Origin of the sequence: Verrucosispora sp. SN26_14.1 (assembly GCF_004307965.1) — a bacterium.
GTDB lineage: Bacteria > Actinomycetota > Actinomycetes > Mycobacteriales > Micromonosporaceae > Micromonospora.
Genome location: NZ_SISL01000028.1, coordinates 1 through 20,904 on the forward strand (window position 1 = coordinate 1; position 20,904 = coordinate 20,904).

21 protein-coding genes are annotated in these 20,904 nt (G+C 72.4%); 16 read left to right on the forward strand and 5 right to left on the reverse strand.

From position 1 onward, the window contains the following. The 6 genes from EYA84_RS05180 to EYA84_RS05205 all read left to right on the forward strand — a co-directional run. A partial coding sequence (locus EYA84_RS05180; protein ID WP_131051860.1) for an ABC transporter ATP-binding protein occupies positions 1 to 340 on the forward strand: 340 nt, incomplete at its 5' end. Continuing rightward, the gene (locus EYA84_RS05185; RefSeq protein WP_131051861.1) at positions 337 to 1,521 is read left to right on the forward strand and encodes an ABC transporter permease; all 1,185 of its coding nucleotides are present in this window, start codon (positions 337 to 339) and stop codon (positions 1,519 to 1,521) included. The genes EYA84_RS05180 and EYA84_RS05185, both read left to right, overlap by 4 nt. Before the next feature lie 224 nt (positions 1,522 to 1,745). Next, positions 1,746 to 1,955: a helix-turn-helix domain-containing protein gene (locus tag EYA84_RS05190; RefSeq protein WP_091079691.1), complete on the forward strand. Its 210-nt coding sequence runs from the start codon at positions 1,746 to 1,748 to the stop codon at positions 1,953 to 1,955. A gap of 225 nt (positions 1,956 to 2,180) precedes the next feature. Further along, positions 2,181 to 2,282 (forward strand): 30S ribosomal protein bS22, encoded by a 102-nt coding sequence (locus EYA84_RS05195; RefSeq protein WP_007465623.1) that lies wholly within the window; start codon positions 2,181 to 2,183, stop codon positions 2,280 to 2,282. A gap of 118 nt (positions 2,283 to 2,400) precedes the next feature. Continuing rightward, the gene (locus EYA84_RS05200; RefSeq protein ID WP_131051862.1) at positions 2,401 to 3,474 is read left to right on the forward strand and encodes an NAD-dependent epimerase/dehydratase family protein; all 1,074 of its coding nucleotides are present in this window, start codon (positions 2,401 to 2,403) and stop codon (positions 3,472 to 3,474) included. Between the two features lie 116 nt (positions 3,475 to 3,590). Further along, entirely contained in the window at positions 3,591 to 4,448 is an 858-nt protein-coding gene (locus EYA84_RS05205; protein WP_201272296.1) for a lysophospholipid acyltransferase family protein, read from the forward strand. A gap of 47 nt (positions 4,449 to 4,495) precedes the next feature. On the opposite strand, the gene EYA84_RS05210 is transcribed toward EYA84_RS05205, so the two are convergent. The 3 genes from EYA84_RS05210 to EYA84_RS05220 all read right to left on the reverse strand — a co-directional run bounded on the left by EYA84_RS05210 (position 4,496) and on the right by EYA84_RS05220 (position 7,523). Further along, complete coding sequence (locus EYA84_RS05210; RefSeq protein WP_131051863.1) at positions 4,496 to 5,404, reverse strand: HAD family phosphatase; 909 nt, start codon at positions 5,402 to 5,404, stop codon at positions 4,496 to 4,498. 104 nt (positions 5,405 to 5,508) lie between these two features. Then, positions 5,509 to 6,366 carry a DUF5667 domain-containing protein gene (locus EYA84_RS05215; RefSeq protein ID WP_131051864.1) on the reverse strand — a complete coding sequence of 286 codons (858 nt, stop codon included), beginning with the start codon at positions 6,364 to 6,366 and terminating at the stop codon, positions 5,509 to 5,511. Positions 6,367 to 6,578: 212 nt separating this feature from the next. Then, complete coding sequence (locus EYA84_RS05220) at positions 6,579 to 7,523, reverse strand: ECF subfamily RNA polymerase sigma factor, BldN family (protein ID WP_131051865.1); 945 nt, start codon at positions 7,521 to 7,523, stop codon at positions 6,579 to 6,581. 636 nt (positions 7,524 to 8,159) lie between these two features. Between EYA84_RS05220 and EYA84_RS05225 the strand changes: the two genes are divergently transcribed. The 9 genes from EYA84_RS05225 to EYA84_RS05265 all read left to right on the forward strand — a co-directional run bounded on the left by EYA84_RS05225 (position 8,160) and on the right by EYA84_RS05265 (position 17,827). After that, positions 8,160 to 9,818, forward strand: a complete 1,659-nt coding sequence (locus tag EYA84_RS05225; protein ID WP_236145603.1) for an AMP-binding protein — start codon at positions 8,160 to 8,162, stop codon at positions 9,816 to 9,818. Next, a complete protein-coding gene (locus EYA84_RS05230) occupies positions 9,811 to 10,062 on the forward strand; it encodes a glutaredoxin family protein (protein ID WP_131051867.1) in 252 nt (83 codons plus the stop codon). Before EYA84_RS05225 ends, EYA84_RS05230 begins: the two co-directional genes overlap by 8 nt. A gap of 21 nt (positions 10,063 to 10,083) precedes the next feature. After that, positions 10,084 to 10,761 (forward strand): HAD family hydrolase, encoded by a 678-nt coding sequence (locus EYA84_RS05235; RefSeq protein WP_131051868.1) that lies wholly within the window; start codon positions 10,084 to 10,086, stop codon positions 10,759 to 10,761. 332 nt (positions 10,762 to 11,093) lie between these two features. Beyond that, the gene (locus EYA84_RS05240; RefSeq protein WP_131051869.1) at positions 11,094 to 11,864 is read left to right on the forward strand and encodes a redox-sensing transcriptional repressor Rex; all 771 of its coding nucleotides are present in this window, start codon (positions 11,094 to 11,096) and stop codon (positions 11,862 to 11,864) included. Further along, entirely contained in the window at positions 11,861 to 13,186 is a 1,326-nt protein-coding gene (locus EYA84_RS05245; protein WP_131051870.1) for a glutamyl-tRNA reductase, read from the forward strand. The genes EYA84_RS05240 and EYA84_RS05245 overlap by 4 nt, the downstream gene beginning before the upstream one ends. A 171-nt stretch (positions 13,187 to 13,357) precedes the next feature. Beyond that, on the forward strand, positions 13,358 to 14,329 hold the full coding sequence (gene hemC / locus EYA84_RS05250; RefSeq protein WP_131051882.1) for a hydroxymethylbilane synthase: 972 nt from the start codon (positions 13,358 to 13,360) through the stop codon (positions 14,327 to 14,329). Further along, positions 14,326 to 15,906, forward strand: coding sequence for a uroporphyrinogen-III synthase (locus tag EYA84_RS05255; protein WP_131051871.1), 1,581 nt, complete (start codon positions 14,326 to 14,328; stop codon positions 15,904 to 15,906). Before hemC ends, EYA84_RS05255 begins: the two co-directional genes overlap by 4 nt. Positions 15,907 to 15,926: 20 nt before the next feature. Beyond that, positions 15,927 to 16,910: a porphobilinogen synthase gene (gene hemB / locus EYA84_RS05260; protein ID WP_131051872.1), complete on the forward strand. Its 984-nt coding sequence runs from the start codon at positions 15,927 to 15,929 to the stop codon at positions 16,908 to 16,910. A 479-nt stretch (positions 16,911 to 17,389) separates the two neighbouring features. Next, positions 17,390 to 17,827, forward strand: coding sequence for a helix-turn-helix domain-containing protein (locus tag EYA84_RS05265; RefSeq protein ID WP_236145604.1), 438 nt, complete (start codon positions 17,390 to 17,392; stop codon positions 17,825 to 17,827). A 31-nt stretch (positions 17,828 to 17,858) separates the two neighbouring features. On the opposite strand, the gene EYA84_RS05270 is transcribed toward EYA84_RS05265, so the two are convergent. Together EYA84_RS05270 and EYA84_RS05275 are read right to left on the reverse strand one after the other, a co-directional pair. Then, positions 17,859 to 18,875, reverse strand: coding sequence for an N-acetyltransferase (locus EYA84_RS05270; protein WP_131051883.1), 1,017 nt, complete (start codon positions 18,873 to 18,875; stop codon positions 17,859 to 17,861). Positions 18,876 to 18,947: 72 nt separating this feature from the next. Next, positions 18,948 to 20,441 carry a lytic murein transglycosylase gene (locus tag EYA84_RS05275; protein ID WP_394347548.1) on the reverse strand — a complete coding sequence of 498 codons (1,494 nt, stop codon included), beginning with the start codon at positions 20,439 to 20,441 and terminating at the stop codon, positions 18,948 to 18,950. 56 nt (positions 20,442 to 20,497) lie between these two features. On the opposite strand from EYA84_RS05275, the gene EYA84_RS05280 reads away from it, so the two are divergent. Next, positions 20,498 to 20,716, forward strand: coding sequence for a zinc ribbon domain-containing protein (locus EYA84_RS05280; RefSeq protein ID WP_131051875.1), 219 nt, complete (start codon positions 20,498 to 20,500; stop codon positions 20,714 to 20,716). Positions 20,717 to 20,904 lie beyond the last annotated feature (188 nt).

Genomic DNA, 20,904 nt, shown 5'->3' on the forward strand with positions numbered 1-20,904 from the left:
GGCCGCCGCGATGCTCGGGCGGGTCGGTCTGGGGCACCGGTTGGACCACCGTCCCAACCAACTCTCCGGCGGTGAGCAGCAGCGGGTGGCGATCGCGCGGGCGCTGGTCACCGACCCGACGGTGCTGCTCGCCGACGAGCCGACCGGCAACCTGGACAGCACCACCGGCGCGGCCGTCCTGGAACTGCTGGAACAGCTCAACGTCGAGTCCGGCGTGGCGCTGGTGATGGTCACCCACGACGCGGAGGTGGCGGCCCGGGCCCGCCGCCGGATCACGATGCGCGACGGGGTGATGGTCGCGGACAGCGCGGCCGGCACGGACGACGGGGTACTCCGGTGAGGCTCGCGGAGGCATGGCGGGTGGCCTGGGACGCGCTGCGCGCGAACCGGATGCGCAGCGCGCTGACCATGCTCGGGGTGATCATCGGCGTCGCCTCGGTGGTGCTGCTGGTGGCGATCGGCACCGGCACCAAACAGACGGTGGAACAGCAGGTCGAGGGGCTCGGCTCCAACCTGCTGCTGGTCGTGCCGGGGCGCCTCGACGTCGGGTCGGCCCCGGCGGTGTCGCCGCTGACCCTCAAGGACGTGGACGCGGTCGGCCGGGTGGTCGGGGATCCCAGCCGGGTGGCCGTGACGGTCGCCTCCGGCGCCACCGTGCGGGCCGGGACCCGGCAGGACTTCACCACCGTCCAGGGGGTGCTGGAGACCACCCCGGAGGTCTTCGCCCGGGAGTTGGGCCGGGGCCGCTACCTGACCCGGTCCGACGTGGACACCGGACGGCGGGTCGCGGTGCTCGGCGACTCGGTCGCCCGGGCGCTCTTCCCCGACCGGGAGGCGGTCGGCCAGCAGGTCACCGTGGCCGGCGTACGGTTCCGGGTGATCGGGGTCTTCACGCCGCTGGGGCAGAGCCTCGGCGTGGACCGGGACGACGAGGTGCACATCCCGGTGACGGCGGCCCAACGGTTGTACGGCACCCAGCGGGTCGACGCGATCGCGGTCAAGGCCCCGGACCGGGAGCGCATCGACGAACTGGGCGAGCGGATCGTGGCCGAGTTGAACGGCCGGCATCCGGGCACCGAGTTCAGCGCGGTCACCCAGGAGCAGATCCTCGGCGTACTCGGTGACATCCTCGGCATCCTGACCGGCGTACTCGCCGCCATCGCCGGGATCTCGCTGCTGGTCGGCGGCGTCGGGGTCTCCAACATCATGCTCGTCTCGGTGCGCGAGCGGACCCGGGAGATCGGGCTGCGCAAGGCGGTGGGCGCCCGTCCGCGCGACATCGGCATGCAGTTCCTGCTGGAGGCGGTGCTGTTGACCTCGGTCGGCGGGCTGACCGGGATGGCCCTGGGAATCGGCGGGGCGCTGCTGGTGTCCGCCCTGTCGCCGATCCCGGCGGCGGTGACCTGGTGGTCGTTGGCGCTGGCCTTCGGTGTCTCGGCCGCGGTCGGGATCGTCTTCGGAGTGTTGCCCGCACAGCGGGCCGGTCGGCTCGACCCGGTGGTGGCGCTGCGCGCCGAGTGACGGTTCTCGTCAGGTGGCCGAGGATGATCGGTTGCCGGATCCGCTCGCATCCACCCGACCAGGGGTTTTTCGCCCCAGTGCCCCGGTCGAATCATGATCAGTTGCAGGAAGGGATCGCGCCGGTCACAGCCGTCCCGCTACCGTACTGGTAACACGCGCGTCGCCGGCCGCGCGGGAGGACCCGTGGGGCGGCACGCGCCGGGCATGGGATGGGTCGGTGAGCCATGGCCGGGTCGCAGTCCGATGGTCGGCTGTCGGATGTCAAGTTCCTGACCGTCGCCGAGGTGGCAACGGTCATGCGGGTCTCCAAGATGACGGTCTACCGTCTCGTGCACAGCGGTGAGCTGACCGCGGTGCGGGTGGGCAGGTCGTTCCGGGTGCCCGAGCACGCGGTGCACGAATATCTCCGTGGCGCCTTCCAGGAGACCGCCTGATCCACGGGGCCGACCCGGTCGCTGCGGGCCCGGTGAACGGGCATCGACCGGGGGCGCGTTGGTCCTGCTGACGCATCCCCGCTACGCTGGACTGGAGATCGTGACCGCTGGTGCGCTCTGCCGCCCACTCCGCCGGTCCGGTCCGCTGTCCGCAAGCGGTCGCCGACACCACGGACTCGTGGTGTCTTACCGGTCGCGCCGCACGTTGCATCGAAAGGCTTTCGTATGGGCTCGGTGGTCAAGAAGCGCCGCAAGCGCATGGCTAAGAAGAAGCACCGCAAGCTGCTGCGCAAGACCCGCGTCCAGCGTCGCCGTCTCGGCAAGTGACCGTGTGCCGGGCCCTGGCCCGGCATTCGTCGCTTGCCAACTGTCGACCCTCGGAGGCTCAGGTGATCAGGCCGTGGCTGTCCCGGCTCGGTCCCGTAGGCCGGGGTAGGTGCGAGACATGACCCCCGGTGGCTCATCGAGCCCTCCGGGGGTTGTCGTCGTGACCGGGGTCAGTCGATACCTCGGCGCGCACGTCGCCGCCCGCCTCGCGGGTGATCCCCGGATCGCCCGGGTCATCGGCGTCGACCTGGCCGAGCCCGGCCCCGAGGTGGCCGAGCTGTTGGCGCAGGTGGAACGGGTCCGGGTGGACGCCGGGTCGATCGGCGGTCTGCTCGCCGACCTCGACGTCGACACCGTGGTGCACCTGGCCCTGGTCAGCGCCCCGGATTCGCAGCACGGCGGGCGTGCGGCGATGAAGGAACAGAACGTCATCGGCACCATGCAGCTGCTCGCCGCGTGCCAGCGGGCTCCACGGTTGCGCAAGATCGTGGTCCGGTCCTCCACCGCGGCGTACGGCGCCTCGTTCCGCGACCCGGCCGTCTTCACCGAGGAGACCGAACCCCGCGAGGTGCCGCGCGGCGGTTTCGGCCGCGACATCCTCGACATCGAGGGGTACGTGCGCGGCTTCCGTCGCCGGCGCTCCGACGTCACCGCCACGGTGCTGCGCTTCGCCCCCTTCATCGGCTCGACCGCCGACACCACGCTGACCCGGTACTTCTCCCAACCGGTGGTGCCGACCATCTTCGGCCGGGACGCCCGGTTGCAGTTCCTGCACTTCGACGACGCCCTCGAAGTGCTGCACCGGTCGGTCGTCGAGGACCATCCGGGCACCTACAACGTGGCCGGTCCCGGTGTGCTCGCGCTGTCCCAGGCGATCCGGCGGGCCGGCCGGATCTCGGTGCCGGTCCTGGAACCGGGCGTCGCCGGTGCCGTCGCGTTGGCCCGGACGATGGGCTTCGGGCGGTACGGGCTCGATCAGGTCGACCTCTTCGTGCACGGCCGGGTGGTGGACATCTCCCGTCTGGAGCAGGAGTACGGCTTCACCCCCCGCTCGACCGCCGCCGCCTTCGACGACTTCATCCGCGCCCACCACGGCCGGGCCGTGGTGACCCGGGAACAGTTGGCCGTCGCCGAGCAGATGGTGCTCGACAGCATCCGCCAGGCCCGGGCCGCCGTACGGGAGCGTTCGTGACCGGGCCGGAGGAGCAGCGCGACGAGGCGCACCTGGACGACCGGTACGCCCCGTCCCCGGTGCCGGCGGAGCTCGACCCCGTCCGGCGCAACGGGCACCGTCCCGCCGAGGCGGCGGTGCCGGACCGGACCGGTGACGTCTGGGACCGGCGGGTCGCCGGCGGACTCGCGTTCCTGCGTCGGCGGTTGGCCGGCGACTACGAGGTGGACGAGTTCGGCTTCGACCCGGAGCTGACCGAGGCGGTCTTCCATCCGCTGCTGCGCCGCCTTTATCGCGACTGGTTCCGGACCGAGGTCACGGGGCTTGCGAACGTACCCGCCGACGGGGCGGGACTGGTGGTCGGCAACCACTCCGGCACCGTGGCGCTGGACGCGCTGATCCTCTCCACGGCGCTGCACCACGAGCACCCCGCCAACCGGTATCTTCGCCTGCTCGGCGCCGACCTGGTCTTCCGGATGCCGGTGGTCTCCGAGATCGCCCGCAAGACCGGTGGCACGGTGGCCTGCAACCCGGACGCCGAACGACTGCTGCGCGGCGGCGAGCTGGTGGGTGTCTTCCCGGAGGGCTTCAAGGGCATCGGCAAGCTGTACGCGGACCGCTACAAGCTGCAACGCTTCGGGCGGGGCGGGTTCGTGTCGGCGGCACTGCGCACCGGCACCCCGATCATCCCGGTGGCGATCGTCGGTGGCGAGGAGACCTATCCGATGCTCGCCGACCTCAAGCCGCTCGCCCGACTGCTCAAACTTCCGTACTTCCCCGTGACACCGACCTTCCCCTGGCTCGGGCCGCTGGGCATGGTGCCGCTGCCGAGCAAGTGGCTGATCGAGTTCTGTCCGCCGATCCCGACGGCCCACCTGGTCGACTCGGCGGACGACCCGCTGGTCGTGTTCAACCTTGCCGACCAGGTTCGGGAGACCATCCAGCAGACCGTGCTCCAACTGCTCGAACGCCGTCCGGACCCGTTCGGCCCGTAGCCGTCCCCGGCCGCCGGCCTCGACCCGGTGCGTGGCGTCGACCCGGTCTACGGTGCGGTGCCGCGTCGGGTGCGTCCGGAGTGGGCGTCGGCCGCGCGGCGGCGGCGTTGGAGGGCGACTCCGGCGGTGACCGCTCCGGCGACGAGTCCCGCTGCTGCCGTGGACGGGAGAGCGATCTTGACGGCCCGACGGCCGGTGCGGAAGTCGCGTACCTCCCAGCCGCGCTGCCGGGCCTGGCGCAGCAACGTGCCGTCCGGGTTGACCGCCACCGCGCGCCCCACCAGCGACAACATCGGCAGGTCGTTGGCGGAGTCGCTGTAGGCAGCGCACCGGGTCAGGTCGAGGCCCTCCACCGCGGCGAGCTGGGCGACCGCCTCGGCCTTGAGCGGGCCGTGCATCAGGTCACCGACCAACCGACCGGTGTACGCCCCGTCGACGATCTCGGCGACCGTACCGATCGCGCCGGTCAACCCGAGCCGGGTGGCGATCACCCGACCGATCTCCACCGGGGCGGCGCTGACCAGCCACACCCGTTCACCGGTGTCCAGGTGGCCCTGCGCCAACCGGCGGGTCCCGGCCCAGATCCTCGGCGCCATCAGCTCGTCGAAGATCTCCTCGGCAAGCCGTTCGACGTCCTGGACCCGCCAGCCCTCGACGAAGGCGAGTGCGGCCTCCTTGGCCTGGGAGATGTCCCCGGCGTGTTCGCGGGCGAGCAGCCGGAACCGCAACTGCTGCCAGGCGAACCGGGCCAGGTCCCCCGTGGTGAAGTAGTTGCGTGCGGCGAGCCCACGGGCGAACCAGTAGATCGAGGCGCCCTGCATCATCGTGTTGTCCACGTCGAAGAAGGCGGCGGCGCGGGGATCCGGCGCGGCCGGGGGAGCGGGCTCGGTCTGCGCCCAACCGGTGGTGTGCCCGTGCACGTCGGTGCTGACGGTCACCTTGCGGCTGCGCGCCACCTGCACCCCCTCATGTCGCCCACCCTGAGCCCACTGTCCTCAGCGAGGGTATCCGGAGCAGCGGTCACCGCCGCCGGACGCGGGGACGGCGTACGCCCGCCGGGTCAGGCGCAGGCGCCGGGGGTGGGGCCGAGGTCGTCGCTGGCGGTGCCACCCGACCGGCCGCAGGCGATGGCGGCGCGCAGGGCCTCGGTGCGCTCCGCGACCATGTCCAGCAGCTCCAACGACTCGGCGGTCCGCTCCCGGTCGGCGCGGGAACCCCGCTCGGCCAGCGCGTCGAGTGTGCGGCGCTGCCCGGTGAGGAAAGCGTCGACGGTGTTCAGTGCCGTCGGGTCCGCGCGCCGGACGGCGGCACCGGTGAGTTGGCGTACGCCCTGGCGGATGTCCGCGTCCATGTCGTCCAGCACGCCGCGGTAGCCGGCGCGGCTGCCGTTGAGCGAGGACGCCTCGGCCAGCCGGGTCCGGGCGAAGTCGAGGAAGAGCTGCCCACGGCTGATCTCGGAGCTGGCGAGCGCCAACTGGGCGCGCTCGGTGCTGCGCTTCATGCCGTACAGCGCGTCACCGGGCACCGCGTTCTCGCTGGCGGCGGAGATGCCGGAGACGGCGATGGCGCCGGCCGCGATGCCGACCAGGATCGCGCCCCGGGCGCGGGCCCGCCGGGCGGTGACGGCCGGTAGCAGCGATCCGCGACCGGTGGTGGTCTTCGCGGCCGGTGCGGCGACGGTGGCCCCGATGCCCTCCCGGTCGGCGGTGGCCACCAGCATCGCCCGCAGGCCGGTCCGGAACTCCGGGTCGACCTCGGTACGCGGCGGGTTGGCACCGAGTTGTCGGCCGAGCGCGACGAGCGGCGCGAGCTGGTCGTCGGCGCGGGACCGGACGTGATGACGTAGGCCACCGTTGGCTTCGTCGAGAAGCTGCGCGAAGCGCTCGGTGCGCCGACGGGAGAAGAGGGCGTTGTCCACCGCGGCACCTCCTCTCGCTGGTCGCGGCCGGTCGGCCGCGTTCACCACCAGCGACCGACCACCGCATGACACCGGAGACGGAAACCCTCGTCGGCACCGCCGCCGGTCCACCTCGGAGGTTTCCGGCCGGTCATCGGTCGCACCCGGAGAAACGCGCCGTGCCGGGGCCGGGTTACGGGCCGGCCGGCGGCGAAATCACCCAACGTGATCGGCTACGGCTGGAAACCGTCCGGGAGAAGTCGGGCCAGCGCCCGCACCGCGCGGTACTGCAACGCCTTGATCGCGCCCTCGTTCTTGCCCATCGCACGGGCGGTCTCGGCGACCGAGAACCCCTGGAGGAACCGCAGCACGATGCACTCCTGCTGCTCCGGGTTGAGCCGCTTGACCGCTGTCAACAAGGCGACGTTCGTGATGTGCTCCACCACCGCCGCCTCCGGGCTGCCCTCGGGGCCGCGGTCCTCGCGGTCGGCGTCGAGGACGTCGCCGGTGGTGACCTCCAGCCGGTACCGGCCGGACTTGAAGTGGTCGGCGACCAGGTTGCGGGCGATCGTCACCAGCCAGGCGCCGAGATCCCGGCCCTGCCAGGTGAAACTGCCGATCCGCTTGAGCGCCCGCAGGAACGTGTCCGAGGTGAGGTCCTCGGCGAGTTGCCGGTTGCCGACCCGGAAGTAGACGAAGCGGAAGACCGTGTCGACGTACCGGTCGTAGATCAGCCCGAACGCCTCGGACTCACCGGCCTGGGCGCGCTCGACCAGGGCCCAGACCTCGGTGGCGGGGTCGGAGGGGTCGGGACGGCTCGGGAACCCGGTGGAGGTGCCGGCCGAGGAGACTGCGGGCAGCACCGCCGTCTCCGAGGTGGACACCTCGGTGACCGGGGCGTCCCCGCTGCGGCGGGCCTGGGCCGGCATGGTCGGTCGACTCGGTGAGGCGACCCGGCCTCCGGCGGGTTTCGCGTTCCCGCCGGGCGTCGGTGGTCGGGGTGGCGGATCGTTCTGATGTGGTCTGCTGCCCACCCGGGTCACGGCGCTCTCGCCGCGTGGGGGCAGGTTCCCCGTGCTGTCCTGCTGGCCGTGAGCGTTGCCGCGCTCGTTGACCGGCGTACGTGCCAGTGGGCCGGGTAGGCCGACCGGGCGGGATGCGAAGCCGAAGGCGGTCATCGGGCCGCCTCCGTTGCACCGGCCGTCGCGCCGACGGTGCCCGGTCGATCGATCGGGCCTCCGTCGGGCAGGGCGGCTCCGGGGTGTGCCGACGGGCGGCAGTTCCCCTTGAGGTGCTGGTCCAATGCGCTCACGGGCACGGGGGCCTCCTCGGGCTGAGGGGTGTCGACTCACGGCAAAATGGGGTGAGCCGACCCGAGTGATGATAGGGCCAACGTCACCCGCGCGTGGCAAGTCCGTTACACAGGGCCAAAGTATTTCCCGGCGGGTCGCACACCTGGCGGACCGGTTGTCCGTCGGGGGTTGTTGACAACTGGCCGACGAGCTGGTTGGGCATGTATCCCCAGGTCAGAGTCGTGGTGGGACGGTGCGTGCAGCGACCTGCGTGCCTGCGGCGGTGCCGGACGCGGCCGGCTGCGGCGACAATCCGGCGGGGCTGTCGCACACCGTCGGTGACCCCTCGGGAGTTCCGTGCACGGGACCGGGCTGCGTCCTCGGTGGCCGAGGTGATGCCGTCCGATCGGGACCGTACCGGGACGGACCGGTCGGGACGACAAGCCGGTGTTCCCGGATCGGTGTCGGTCACCGCCCGGGAGGCATGGCCGGGCGGCTCCGGCTGTGCCAGACTCAGCCACCGTGCAGGACCGAGACGCAGCCGTCGGGCCGGGGTCGCACCCCGCCGCCGACGAGGACGCAGGCACTGCCGCCCGGCCGCAGGTGGCCGACGGCACCGGGCCGAATCTCGCCGAACGTCTGACCCGGGCGGCCCGGAGTAGTCCGGACAAGCCGGCGCTGTGTTCCTCCGACCGGACGACCACCTGGTCCGAACTGGACGAGGCGGTGACCGGGGTCGCCCGGGCGCTGGCTCAGACGGTCCCGGACGCTGGCGGCCGACCGGCGCGGGTGGCCGTGGCGCTGCCCAACTCTCCGGACTTCGTGGTCGGTCTGCTCGGTGCGCTGCGGGCCGGACTGACGGCGGTGCCGGTCAACCCCACGCTGACGGCCCGCGAGCTGCGGCAGGTGCTGGCCGACTCGGCCGCGTCCGTGCTGATCGGCACCGAACGTCTTCGTGACCTGGTGGCCGACGTCGAGCTGCCCGCGCTGCGCGCCGTACACCTCAGACCTCCCGTCGCCGACGGGGGGCCGCAGACCTTCCCGGCGCGGTCCGCCGACGACCTGGCGGTGCTGCTCTACACCTCGGGCACCGAGGGGCGGCCGAAGGGCGCCATGCTCTCGCACGGCGCCCTGGCGGCCAACCACGACCAGGTCGGCCGGATCGTGCCGCCGGTGGTCGGGCCGGACGACGTGGTGCTGCTGGCGTTGCCGCTGTTCCACGCGTACGGGCTGAACACCGGACTCGGTGCGGTGCTGCACCACGGCGCGACCGGCGTACTCGTCGACGATCTTGGTGCCGACGCGGCGCTGGCCGAGATCGCCCGGCACCGGGCCACCGTGCTGGTCGGCGTGCCGTCGATGGTGCAGTCCTGGTCACGGGCGGACGCCGAGGTGCTGGCCGAGGCGATGGCGGCGGTGCGGGTCGTGGTCTGCGGCGCGGCGCCGCTCGACCCGGCCGACGCGGCGCGTTTCATCGAGGCCGCCGGTAGGCCGGTGCAGATCGGCTACGGCCTGACCGAGACCGCCCCGGTGCTCACCTCGACCCTGGTCGGCGGGGAGCCGAAGCCGGGCTCGATCGGCCGCCCGCTGCCCGGCGTCGACCTGCGGCTGGTCGGGGCGGACGGGAGCGAGCTGTGGCGCGACGGCCTGGCCGCGCCCGACGACGACGCGGAGGAGTGGGACCTCTCCGACCCGGTGGCCGGCACCGACCCCGGTCAGATAGTGGTGCGCGGGGCGAACCTCTTCTCCGGGTACTGGCCGGACGGCACGGGTGGGCCCGACCGGGACGGCTGGTGGCCCACCGGCGACGTCGCGTACGCCGACGCCGACGGTGATCTCTTCCTGGTCGACCGGCTCGGCGAGCTGATCCTGGTCAACGGCTTCAACGTGTACCCGCACGAGGTCGAGTCGGTGCTCTGCGCCCATCCGGCGGTGGCGGAGTCGGCGGTAGTGGGGGTGCCGCACCCCCGGACCGGGGAGACTGTCCGGGCGTACGTGGTGGCGGCGGCGGGGCATCGGGCGACCGGTGCCGAGCTGATCGCGCACTGCGCGCGTAATCTGGCCAGATTCAAGTGCCCCACCGACGTCGAGTTCGTCGACCTGCTGCCGCGCTCGGTGATCGGGAAGGTGCGCAAGACCCTGCTCCGACCCACCGCCACGACGGAGGAGACCGATGCGTGAGCCCCGCCTGACCCTGATCACCCGACCTGGCTGCCACCTCTGCGAGGACGCCAAGGCGGCCCTCGACCGGGTCGTCGCGGTCACCGGCGACCGGTGGATCGAGCAGGACGTGAGCGGCGACGCCGAGATGGAACGGGAGTACGGCGACCGGCTGCCGGTGGTGCTGCTCGACGGCAAGGAGCACGGCTACTGGCGCGTCGAGGAGCAGCGGCTGCTGAAGGATCTGACCACCCCGCAGCTCTGAGGCCGCCGGTAGGGTGCGCTGATGACCCCTGCGCGCACCCATCTGGTGTGGGACTGGAACGGCACCCTGCTCAATGATCTCGATCTGGTGGTGGCCTGCACCAACGCCGCCTTCGGCAGCGCGGGCGGGCCGTCGGTGACGGTCGCCGAGCACCGGGTGCGGTTCCGCCGACCGATCGCCGACTACTACGCGGACGTACTCGGCCGGGCCGTGGACGAGCAGGACTTCGGACGCCTCGACAAGATCTTCCACGACGCGTACCGGCGGGGGTTGACCGGCTGTGAGCTGGCCCACGACGCCGCGGACGCGATGGCCGCCTGGCCGGGCAGCCAGTCGCTGTTGTCCATGTGGTTCCACGACGAGCTGGTGCCGGCGGTCCGGACGTACGGGCTGACCGGCCGGTTCGTCCGGGTCGACGGATGGCGGGACCAGGTCGGCGGGGACCGCAAGGCCGAGTCGCTGGCCCGCCACCTGGCCGAGATCGGGGTGGACGGCCGGTCGGTGGTGGTGATCGGGGACTCGATCGACGACGCCGACGCGGCGCACGCCGTCGGCGGGCGTGCCGTGCTCTACAGCGGCGGATTCACCGACCGGTCCCGGCTGGTGGACTCCGGCCACCCGGTCGCCGACACCCTGGTCGAGGCCGTGACGCTCGCCACCGCGCTGGCCGATGTGCCGACGGTGGAATCGCCCAGCTGAGTCGAAACGGGTGTCACCGTGTGTGGTCGCGGTCTTCCGATCTCCGCATTCGATCAATGATTGGCGTGTGTGATTAGTCAGAGAAGTCGGGATTGAGTAATAATCGCGCCGGTAGTCGTGATGCAGGGGTCTCCGGTCGATCTTGCGAGACGGAGGGGCTGGTGGGGGCGCGGCGTGTGCCGACAAGATCGCGATTTGTGCACGTCTTCACAAGCGCCTACTCTGTAATTCCGACGCGCCCTGCTAGCACAGCCGGCAATTCCGGTCGCCAGCGGGAGTCCCGAAACGACCGGCCGGTGGAGTTGGTCGAGGATCGCACCGCACGGAGTCTCATGAGTCAGCACCGTCACCCAGGCGCGCCCGGCCGCGCCGGTGCCGTACCGGCGCTCCCGGACCTGCCCGAGGCGACGGTCGCCCGGCTCCCCGAGTACCTCCGTGCCCTGCACAACCTCGCCGAAACCGGCCACGAGACGATCTCCAGCGAGGGGCTGGCCAACGCCGCCGGGGTGAACTCCGCGAAACTCCGCAAGGACCTGTCCCACCTCGGCTCGTACGGCACCCGGGGCGTCGGTTACGACGTGGCGCTGCTGGTCGAGCAGATCGAGTACGTGCTCGGGCTCACCCAGCGTCGGGCGGTCGCCCTGGTCGGCGTCGGTAACCTCGGTCACGCGCTGGCCGGTTACGACGGGTTCACCGGTCGCGGATTCCGGATCGTCGCCCTCTTCGACGCCGACCCGCGCCGCATCGGTGAGGAGATCAACGGGCTCGTCGTGCGGGACATCGACGAGTTGCCCGAGGTCGCCGCCGCCGAGGCCGTCGCCATCGGGGTCATCGCCACCCCGGCCACCGCCGCCCAGCGGGTCGCCGACCAGTTGGTCGCCGTCGGCGTGACGAGCATCCTGAACTTCGCGCCGTGCGTACTCTCGGTTCCCGAGGGGGTCGACGTCCGCAAGGTCGACCTCGCCATCGAGCTGCAGATCCTGTCGTTCCACGAGCACCGCAAGGCAGCCCTGACCGCGCTCCCCGCCGCCGGTGGGTCCGCTCTCACCGCCCTGCCGGGCGGCTTCGCGGTCACCGAGAGCCAGGAGGCGATCGGCACGTGAAACTCATCGTCGTCGGCGCCTCCTACCGCACCGCGCCGGTCGCCACCCTGGAACGGCTCGCGGTGCCGCCGGCTGATCTCGGCGCCACCCTCGACCGCCTGATGGCGCAGCCGTACGTCAGCGAGGTCGTCCTCGTCTCCACCTGCAACCGGGTGGAGGTGTACGCGGCCGTCTCCGGCTTCCACGGCGGCCTCGGTGACATCTGCGCCGTCCTCGCCGAGCAGGCCGGCTGCCCGCCCACCGCGCTGGCCAACAACCTCTACGTGCACTTCGACTCCGCTGCGGTCGAGCACGTCTTCCGGGTCGCCGCCGGGCTGGACTCCATGGTCATCGGCGAGGCGCAGATCCTCGGGCAGCTCCGGGACGCCTACCACTGGGCCGGCGAGTCCGACGCCGCCGGCCGGCTGCTGCACGAGCTGATGCAGCAGGCCCTGCGGGTGGGCAAGCGGGCCCACTCCGAGACCGGCATCGACCGGGCCGGGCAGAGCGTGGTCACCGCCGCGCTGGGGCTGGCCGCCGGTCATCTCGGCAACGACCTCGTCGGCCGTCCCGCACTGGTGGTCGGCGCCGGGGCGATGGGCTCGCTGGGCGTGGCGACGCTGTCCCGGCTCGGCGCCGGGCCGGTGACCGTGACCAACCGCAGCGCCGACCGGGCCGTCCGGCTGGCCGAGTCGTACGGTGCCGCCGCGCGGGAGCTCACCGAGCTGGCCGACACACTGTCCACGGTGGACATCGTAGTGGCCGCCACCGCGTCCACCGAGCCGGTCCTCACCCGTCCGGTCGTCGCCGAGGCGGTGGCCGCACGAGCGCCGGAGCGCGGCCCGTTGGTCCTGCTGGACCTGGCCGTACCTCGCGATGTCGGGCCCGGCGTGGCCGAGCTGCCCGGCGTCGAGGTGATCGACATCGACCGGATGGCGGCCCTGCTCGCCGAAGGCCCGGTCGCCGCCGACGCCGCCGCCGTCGAAAGGATCGTGACCGGCGAGGTCGAGTCCTTCCTCACCTGGCTGCGCGGGGCCGACGTGGCACCGACCGTGGCCGCCCTGCGTGGCCGTGCCGACGACGTGGTCACCGCCGAGCTGCGCCGACTCGCGCAGCGCCGCCCCGACCTCACCGACGACCAGCGCGCCGAGGTGGCCCGGACCGTGCACCGGGTGGTCCAGCGACTGCTGCACCAGCCGACCGTGCGGGTCCGGCAACTCGCCGCCGAACCCGGCGGCGACCAGTACGCCGCCCTGCTGCGCGAGCTCTTCGACCTCCAGGTCCCGCAGACCTCGCCGGTGGACACCGTCCCCGACATCACCCCACCCGGAGGTGAGCAATGAGCGAGCGCCAGCGAGTGAATCGTCAGCTCAGTGCGAAGGTGCCTCATGGTGGCACGCAGCGGAGCGGAGGGCCGGCATGAGCGAGCGCCAGCGAGTGAGTCGTCAGCTCAGTGCGAAGGTGCCTCATGGTGGCACGCAGCGGAGCGGAGGGCCGGCATGAGCGAGCGCCAGATGAGCGCCGCCCCACTGCGTCTCGGTACCCGGGGCAGCAAGCTGGCGATGGCCCAGTCCGGGCAGGTCGCCGAGGCCCTGACCGCCCGTACCGGGAGGCCGGTCGAACTGGTCGAGGTGGTCACCGCCGGCGACCGGTCCAGCGCGCCGGTGCACCGGCTCGGGGTCGGCGTGTTCGTCTCCGCGCTGCGGGACGCGCTGGTCGCCGGGACGATCGACTTCGCCGTTCACTCGTACAAGGACCTGCCCACCGCCACCGCGGCCGGGCTGCACATCGCCGCGGTCCCGCCGCGGCAGGACCCGCGCGACGCGCTCATCGCCCGCGACGGGAAGACGTTGGCCGAGCTCGCCCCCGGAGCGAACGTCGGCACCGGTGCCCTGCGCCGGATCGCCCAGCTGCACGCGCTGGGTCTGCAACTGTCGGTCACCCCCATCCGGGGCAACGTCGACACCCGGCTGGCCCGGGTGCTCGGCCCGGAGGCCGACCTGGACGCCGTCGTCCTGGCCCGGGCGGGCCTCGCCCGCCTGGACCGGACCGACGTCATCACCGAGACGCTCGACCCGATGCTGATGCTGCCCGCCCCCGCGCAGGGAGCGCTGGCGGTGGAGTGCCGGGTCGACGACCCGGACCTGGTCGAACTGCTCGCCACGCTCGACGACGCACCGTCGCGCGCTGCGGTCATCGCGGAGCGGGCGATGCTGGCCACCCTGGAGGCCGGATGCTCTGCCCCGGTCGCCGCCTACGCCGAACTCGCCGAGGGCGAGACCGGTGATGAGATCTACCTGCGCGGGGCGGTGATCAGCCCGGACGGCACCCGTGACATCCGGCTGTCCCGCACCGGAACGCCCGCCGATGCGGCGGAGATCGGCAAGGCACTCGCCGCCGAACTCCTCGACCTCGGCGCCGACTCGATCCTCGGCCCGCAAGGACACGACGGCCCGGGGACCCAGCAATTTGGGAGCACAGAATGACCCGCACCCGTAAGCCCGTAGGCCGGATCGCATTCGTCGGTGCCGGTCCCGGCGACCCGGGCCTGCTCACCCGCCGGGCGCACGACGCCCTGGTCGACGCCGACCAGGTGGTGTACGACCGGGGAGTCCCCGAGTCGCTACTCGACGTCGTCCGGGCCGAGGCCAGGGAAGACGCCCAGTTCACCCCCGCCGAGGGCGCGCCGGGCGACGTGGCGAAGGTGCTGATCTCGGCTGCCCGCTCCGGGCAGAACGCGGTGCACCTGGTGGCCGGCGACCCGTTCGGCCACGACTCGGTGGTCAAGGAGGTGCAGGCGGTGGCACGTACCGCCGCGCACTTCGAGGTGGTGCCCGGCGTCGGCCAGGCCGAGGGCGTGGCCGCGTACGCGGGTGTGCCGCTGCCCGGCGTACGCACCGCCGCCGACGTCGAGGACGTCGGCACGCTGGACTTCGAGGCGCTGGCCGCAGCCGTGCAGCGCGGCTCGCTGGCGCTCGCGGTGGACGCCGGTGACCTGGCCGCGATCCGCGACGGGCTGCTCGCCGCCGGGGTCGACGGCACCACCGACGTCGGGGTGACCGGGGACGGCACCGGGGAGACGCAGTACACCACCACGTCGACCGTGGACTCCTTCGTCGCGGCGGCACTCGGCTTCACCGGCCGGGTCGTGCTGACCCTCGGTGAGGGTGTGGGCCAGCGCGACAAGCTGAGCTGGTGGGAGAACCGCCCGCTGTACGGCTGGAAGGTGCTGGTGCCCCGCACCAAGGAGCAGGCCGGTGCGATGAGTGCCCGGCTGCGCGCGTACGGGGCCATCCCGTGCGAGGTGCCGACGATCGCGGTGGAGCCGCCGCGTACCCCGGCGCAGATGGAGCGCGCGGTCAAGGGGCTGGTCGACGGCAGGTACGCCTGGGTCATCTTCACCTCGGTCAACGCGGTGCGCGCGGTCTGGGAGAAGTTCGCCGAGCACGGCCTGGACGCCCGGCACTTCGGTGGCGTCAAGATCGCCTGTATCGGTGAGGCCACCGCCGACGCGGTCCGTGCCTTCGGCATCCAGCCGGAGCTGATCCCCTCCGGGGAGCAGTCGTCCGAGGGGCTGCTGGCCGAGTTCTCGCCGCACGACGAGGTGCTCGACCCGGTGGGCCGGGTGCTGCTGCCGCGCGCCGACATCGCCACCGAGACGCTCGCCGCCGGGCTCACCGAGCGCGGCTGGGAGGTCGACGACGTGACCGCGTACCGGACGGTCCGGGCGGCCCCGCCGCCTGCCGAGATCCGCGACGCGATCAAGTCGGGCGGGTTCGACGCGGTGCTGTTCACCTCGTCGTCCACGGTCCGGAACCTGGTCGGCATCGCCGGCAAGCCGCACGCGCGTACCGTGGTAGCCGTCATCGGGCCCAAGACCGCGGAGACCGCGACGGAGTTCGGCCTGCGGGTCGACGTCCAGCCGCCGCACGCATCCGTGCCGGACCTGGTGGAGGCGCTCGCCGGCTACGCCGTCGAACTGCGGGAGAAGCTCGCCGCGATGCCGGCGAAGCAGCGCCGTGGCTCGAAGGTCCAGGGGCCGACCGCGCTCAGGTTCCGGTAGTAGTCGTCAGGGAGGGCACCGTGCCGTACCCCGAGAACCGCCCCCGCCGGCTGCGGCGTACCGCAGCCGTGCGGCGGCTGGTCTCCGAGACCCGTCTCGACCCGGCCGAGCTGATCGTGCCGATGTTCGTCAAGGAGGGGCTGACCGAGCCCCGGGCCATCGGTTCGCTGCCCGGCGTGCTTCAGCACTCCCGCGACTCGCTGCGCAAGGCGGCCGTCGAGGCGGTACGCGCCGGCGTCGGCGGGATCATGCTGTTCGGGGTGCCGACGTCACGCGACGAGCGCGGCTCCGGCGGGCTCGACCCGAACGGGATCCTCAACGTCGCCATCCGGGACGTGGTCTCCGAGGTGGGTGACTCCACCGTCGTGATGAGCGACCTCTGCCTGGACGAGTTCACCTCGCACGGGCACTGCGGCCTGCTCCGGCCGGACGGGTCGGTGGACAACGACGCCACGCTGGGGGCGTTCGCCGAGATGGCGGTGGCCCAGGCCGACGCCGGGGCCGGCATGGTCGGCCCGTCCGGGATGATGGACGGCCAGGTCGGCGTGGTACGCCGGGCCCTCGACACGGCCGGGCACACCGACGTCGCGGTGCTGGCCTACACCGCCAAGTACGCCTCGGCGTTCTATGGTCCGTTCCGCGACGCGGTCGAGTCGGCGCTCGACGGCGACCGCCGGTCGTACCAGCAGGATCCGGCGAACCTACGCGAGTCCCTGCGTGAGGTCGAGCTGGACGTGGCCGAGGGCGCGGACATCGTGATGGTCAAGCCGGCCCTGCCCTACCTCGACGTGGTCGCCGCGGTCCGGGCCGCGGTCGACGTCCCGGTCGCCGCCTACCAGGTCTCCGGCGAGTACGCCATGGTCGAGGCCGCCGCCGCCAACGGCTGGATCGATCGCGAGAAGGTGATGCTGGAGACGCTCACCTCGATCCGCCGCGCCGGTGCGCAGATCATCCTCACCTACTGGGCCGTGGAAGCGGCCGGCCTGCTCCGCGACCGCTACTGACCCCTCCCGGCACCCGGCCCGGCCGGCACGGAGCGCCGCTGGTCGCGCTGGTCGGCACTGCTGGCCGGTCCGTCCCGGTCAGAGCTCGTCGCGCTCCGCTGTGTGGTCGGGCCCGGCTCCTGATGTCCCGGCGGTCCTGGTCGCCCCGATGTCCCGACGGTCCTGGTGGCCTGGCAGGGGGCCGACGGTCCTGGTGGCCTGGCCCGTCGGCTCCGGGTAACCCCTTGGCGCCCTTTGCTCTGCTTCAACCCACGCATCAGTTCCGCGCCGAATCCGTTGCGTGGGTTGAAGCAGAGCAAAGGGGCCGATGAGGTAGTCCGGGAGGGGCGGAACCGGGCGGACTGCCGCAAGTTTTCCACAGGTTTATCCACAGGGGTTGCGGCGGGTTCTGGGGGTCGGCGAGGGTCGCCGGTATGTCTTCCATCTTCGAGCCCACAGACCGTGGCCCTACCCTCGGCGCGTTTCCCATCGCTGGTCTGGTGCGGCGTGTCCGGCGGATCGTCGGGCTCAGTCAGACGCGGATGGCCCGGTTCGCGAGGGTGGCGCCCTCCACCGTCGCCCGGGTCGAGTCCGGCACCTTGACTCCGAGTCTCGCGGTGCTGGAACGCCTGATCGGCGCCGCCGGGCTCTACCTCGTCGTGGTCGACCAGGACGGGCACGTGATCCTGCCGATGGAGGTGTGGGACGACACTCTGGACGGGGCTGGCCGCCGTTACCCGGCACATCTCGACACGATTCTCGACCCGAAGCCGGGTGAGTGGTGGGCGGACATCTACGGACTCGCCCGCCCGCCGGAGACGTTCAAGCGGTGCCGGGTCGAGCGAGAGGCCCGTCGGCGGCGCAGCCAGTGGGAGGTACGGGTGGCGAAGTACCGCAACGATCCGCCGCCCCCGGACCCCCGATCCTGGTACTACTGACCGACCGCGACCCGGCGGAGCGGCCCGAGCTTTAGCGGGCGGCGTCGAGGCGGTGCACCAACTCGGCCACGTCGACGCTGTACTCGCACCACTCCCGGTCGGGCCGGTAGCCCAGCTCCGCGTTGACCTTGAGCATGGCCTCGTTGGCCTGGGCGTTCCAGGTCTGGACCTCGGTCAGATGCGGCTCGGCCGAGCGCAACTCCAGCAGCATCCGAGCCTTGATGGCGCGGTCGATCCCGTAGCCGCGGTGCTCCTGCACCACGATCGTGTCGTACTGGTCCGCGCGGGTCGGGTGCTGCGCCGGCACGACCACCTCGGTCAGGCCCGCCACCTCGCCGGTCTTCTCGTGCAGGGCGAGCACGATGTACGGCTTCATTCCCCGCCGGTGCAGGCAGTCGAGACTGTCACGTAGCCGCTGCGGGTCGTACGAGCTGGGTCGTAGCTCGCCGTCCTCGACGTCCCGGATCTCGGCCTTGGCCCGGGCGTACGCCTCGATCAGGTCGTCCGGCGGCCCGCCGGGGTGGAACTGCACGTGGTAACCGGCGCCGACACCGGTCGACATCTCGGCCAACTCGGTCCAGTCGACACCGGCCAGGTCGAGCACGCTCCGGGTCTCGACGTACTCCCGGCTGAAGCCCAGCGACTCGTAGAAGGCGACGGCCGGGGTGTCACCCACCACCTCGACGCCGATCGACTCGAAGCCCTCCTGGTAGACCCGACGGGAGGCGCGCAGGACCAGGTCCCGGCCGAGGCCCCTGCGCCGGTGGTCGGGGTGTACCAGCACCTCCAGCACGCCGATGCTGCCGAGCAGCAACACGTGCACCTGACCCAGGATCGGGCCGGGCGTCCCGTCCGCGGCCGCCTCGGCCTGGGCCACCCAGGCGATCCGTCGTTCGCCGGGCATCACCTCGGTGAGGTACTCCCGCACGGAACTCTCCCGCCATGGCGGATCCTGCGGAAGATCGACCGCCAGGACCGCGTTCAGCGTGTCCAACAGCGACGCGATCTCGGCGGACGACGCGGTCCTGGGGTCCCACTCGCGCACCATCACGCGTCTAGCTTGCCGTTAACGGCTGCCGGGGGGAAGTGTCCAGTCCTCCAATGTGCGCGGACGATCACTTCACGTGCGACTGGCCTGTCCGTACCGGTTGGCCGTTTCGAAGACGGCCTGGGCATACCGACCGACGTTGTTATACGACAAAATGGCGTTCCACCAGTCACCCGGAACGGTGAGGTTGCGGCCCCCCTTGCAGAGGTACATTCCAGCAGCCAGCGCGGCGTCGTGGATGTTGTGCGGGTCCTTGATCCCGTCGCCGTCCGCGTCGGCGCCGTTCTCCTCCCAGGTCGTCGGGATGAACTGCATCGGTCCGACCGCTCGGTCGTAGGTGGTGTCCCGGTCCAGCTCGCCCCGGTCGGTGTCGGCGATCCGCATCCGACCGCCCTGCCCGTCCAGCGGCAGTCCGATGATCTCCGGAGTGGCCCTGCCGTCCGGCCCGAGTCGCGCGTTGTTGGCCTGCCCGTGTCGGGATTCGACGAAACCGATCGCGGCCAGCGTGGTCCAGCTCAGGCCGCAGGCCCGGTTGGTCTCGGCGAGCACCAGCTCGGCGTAGCCGTACGCCTGCACCGCGATCGGGTCGATGCCGGTCTTGGCACCCACGTCGCTGGCCCACCCGGCCAGAGCGTCGGAGGGGCGTCCGCTCACCGGCGCGGTATCACCCGTCGCGCCCGGGAACGGCGTGGCGCCCGGCGGCAGCGTCCCGGTGCCCGGCGGGACGGCGCCGATCGGCGGGGCCTCGGTCAGCGGTGTGGTGCCGTCGGTCGTCTCCGGCCCGGCGGTCGCGTCGGCCGCCACCGGACGCGGCGCGCCGACGGTCGCCGGCACCAGCAGCGCGCCGGCCGTCGCGGTCGCGATGACCAGCGCGAGCAGGAACACCCCGGGCAGGGTCAGTCGCCCGCCGGGCCGCCGCGACCAGTCCCGGGTCGCGAGGGCGGCGGCCCGTGGACCCGGCACGCGTACGGCATGCGCGAAGCGCACCCGGCGACGCCGGGCTCGCGGCGGCCGGGTACCCGTCCCGTCTCCCGTCTTCCCGTCGGTCGTCCCGGACGGGTCGGCCGTGGCCGAGGGGTCACCGTCGGTCTTGGTGGAACTGTCGGCCTTGGCTGACGGGTCCTTGGCGGGAGTGTCGGCCGTGGCCGTCGGTTCGCCGACCGCTCTGGTGGCTTCCTTGCCGTCAGCCGTGGTCGCAGGCTTGGCCTCGGCCGTGGGGTCAGCCTTCGCGTCTGCCGTGGGCTCGGGCTTCGCGTCGGGCTCAGGCTTGGCGTCGGGCTTGGCCGCAGGCACCCCGTCGGCCGTGGCGGCGGGCTTCGCGGCGGCCGTGGGCTCGGGCTCGGCCGGTTGCTCGGGCGCGGGTGTGGCGGCCCTGATCGTCGGCGCGCTGGTGGCCGCGTCGGCCCCGGTGGTGGGCGACCCGTCGGCCGGTCCGCCGGAGTCCAGCCACGGTCGACGCGGCCGGGGTACCGCGCTGACCGGTCTGTCCGTAGTGGCACCGGTTTGGGCGCCCGGCGCGGCCGGTCGCAGGGGTCGAAGGGTTCTCCGCTCTTCGCCGTCTGCCACCCGTCGAGTATCACCCATGTCGCCGCCACCGTCAGGTCCGGTCGTACCCTGATGCCATGCCCCGGTACGAGTTCCGATGCCGCGCCTGTGGTGACACCTTCGAGGTCAACCGGCCGATGGCCCAGGCGGGCGAGCCCGCATCCTGCCCGAAGGGGCACTCCGACACGGTGAAGTTGTTGTCGACGGTCGCGGTCACAGGACGGGGTTCCGGTGCCTCCGGCGGCCCGCCCGCGCTCTCCGGCGGCGGCTGCTGCGGTGGCGGCTGCGGCTGTTGAACGCCGTTGGCGACGGTGGCCGGTCGGACGTGGTCGGACCGGCCGGAGGGTCGTCGTACGTGGTGGGACGGTTGATGTCGGTCTTGCCCGGACGCCGGGTGCGATGGCACCTTGGGGCGGAGTCTCGGCCGACCGTTCTCACGATGCGTGATGATCTGGTTTCGGGAAGTATGAAGCCGAGGTCAGGG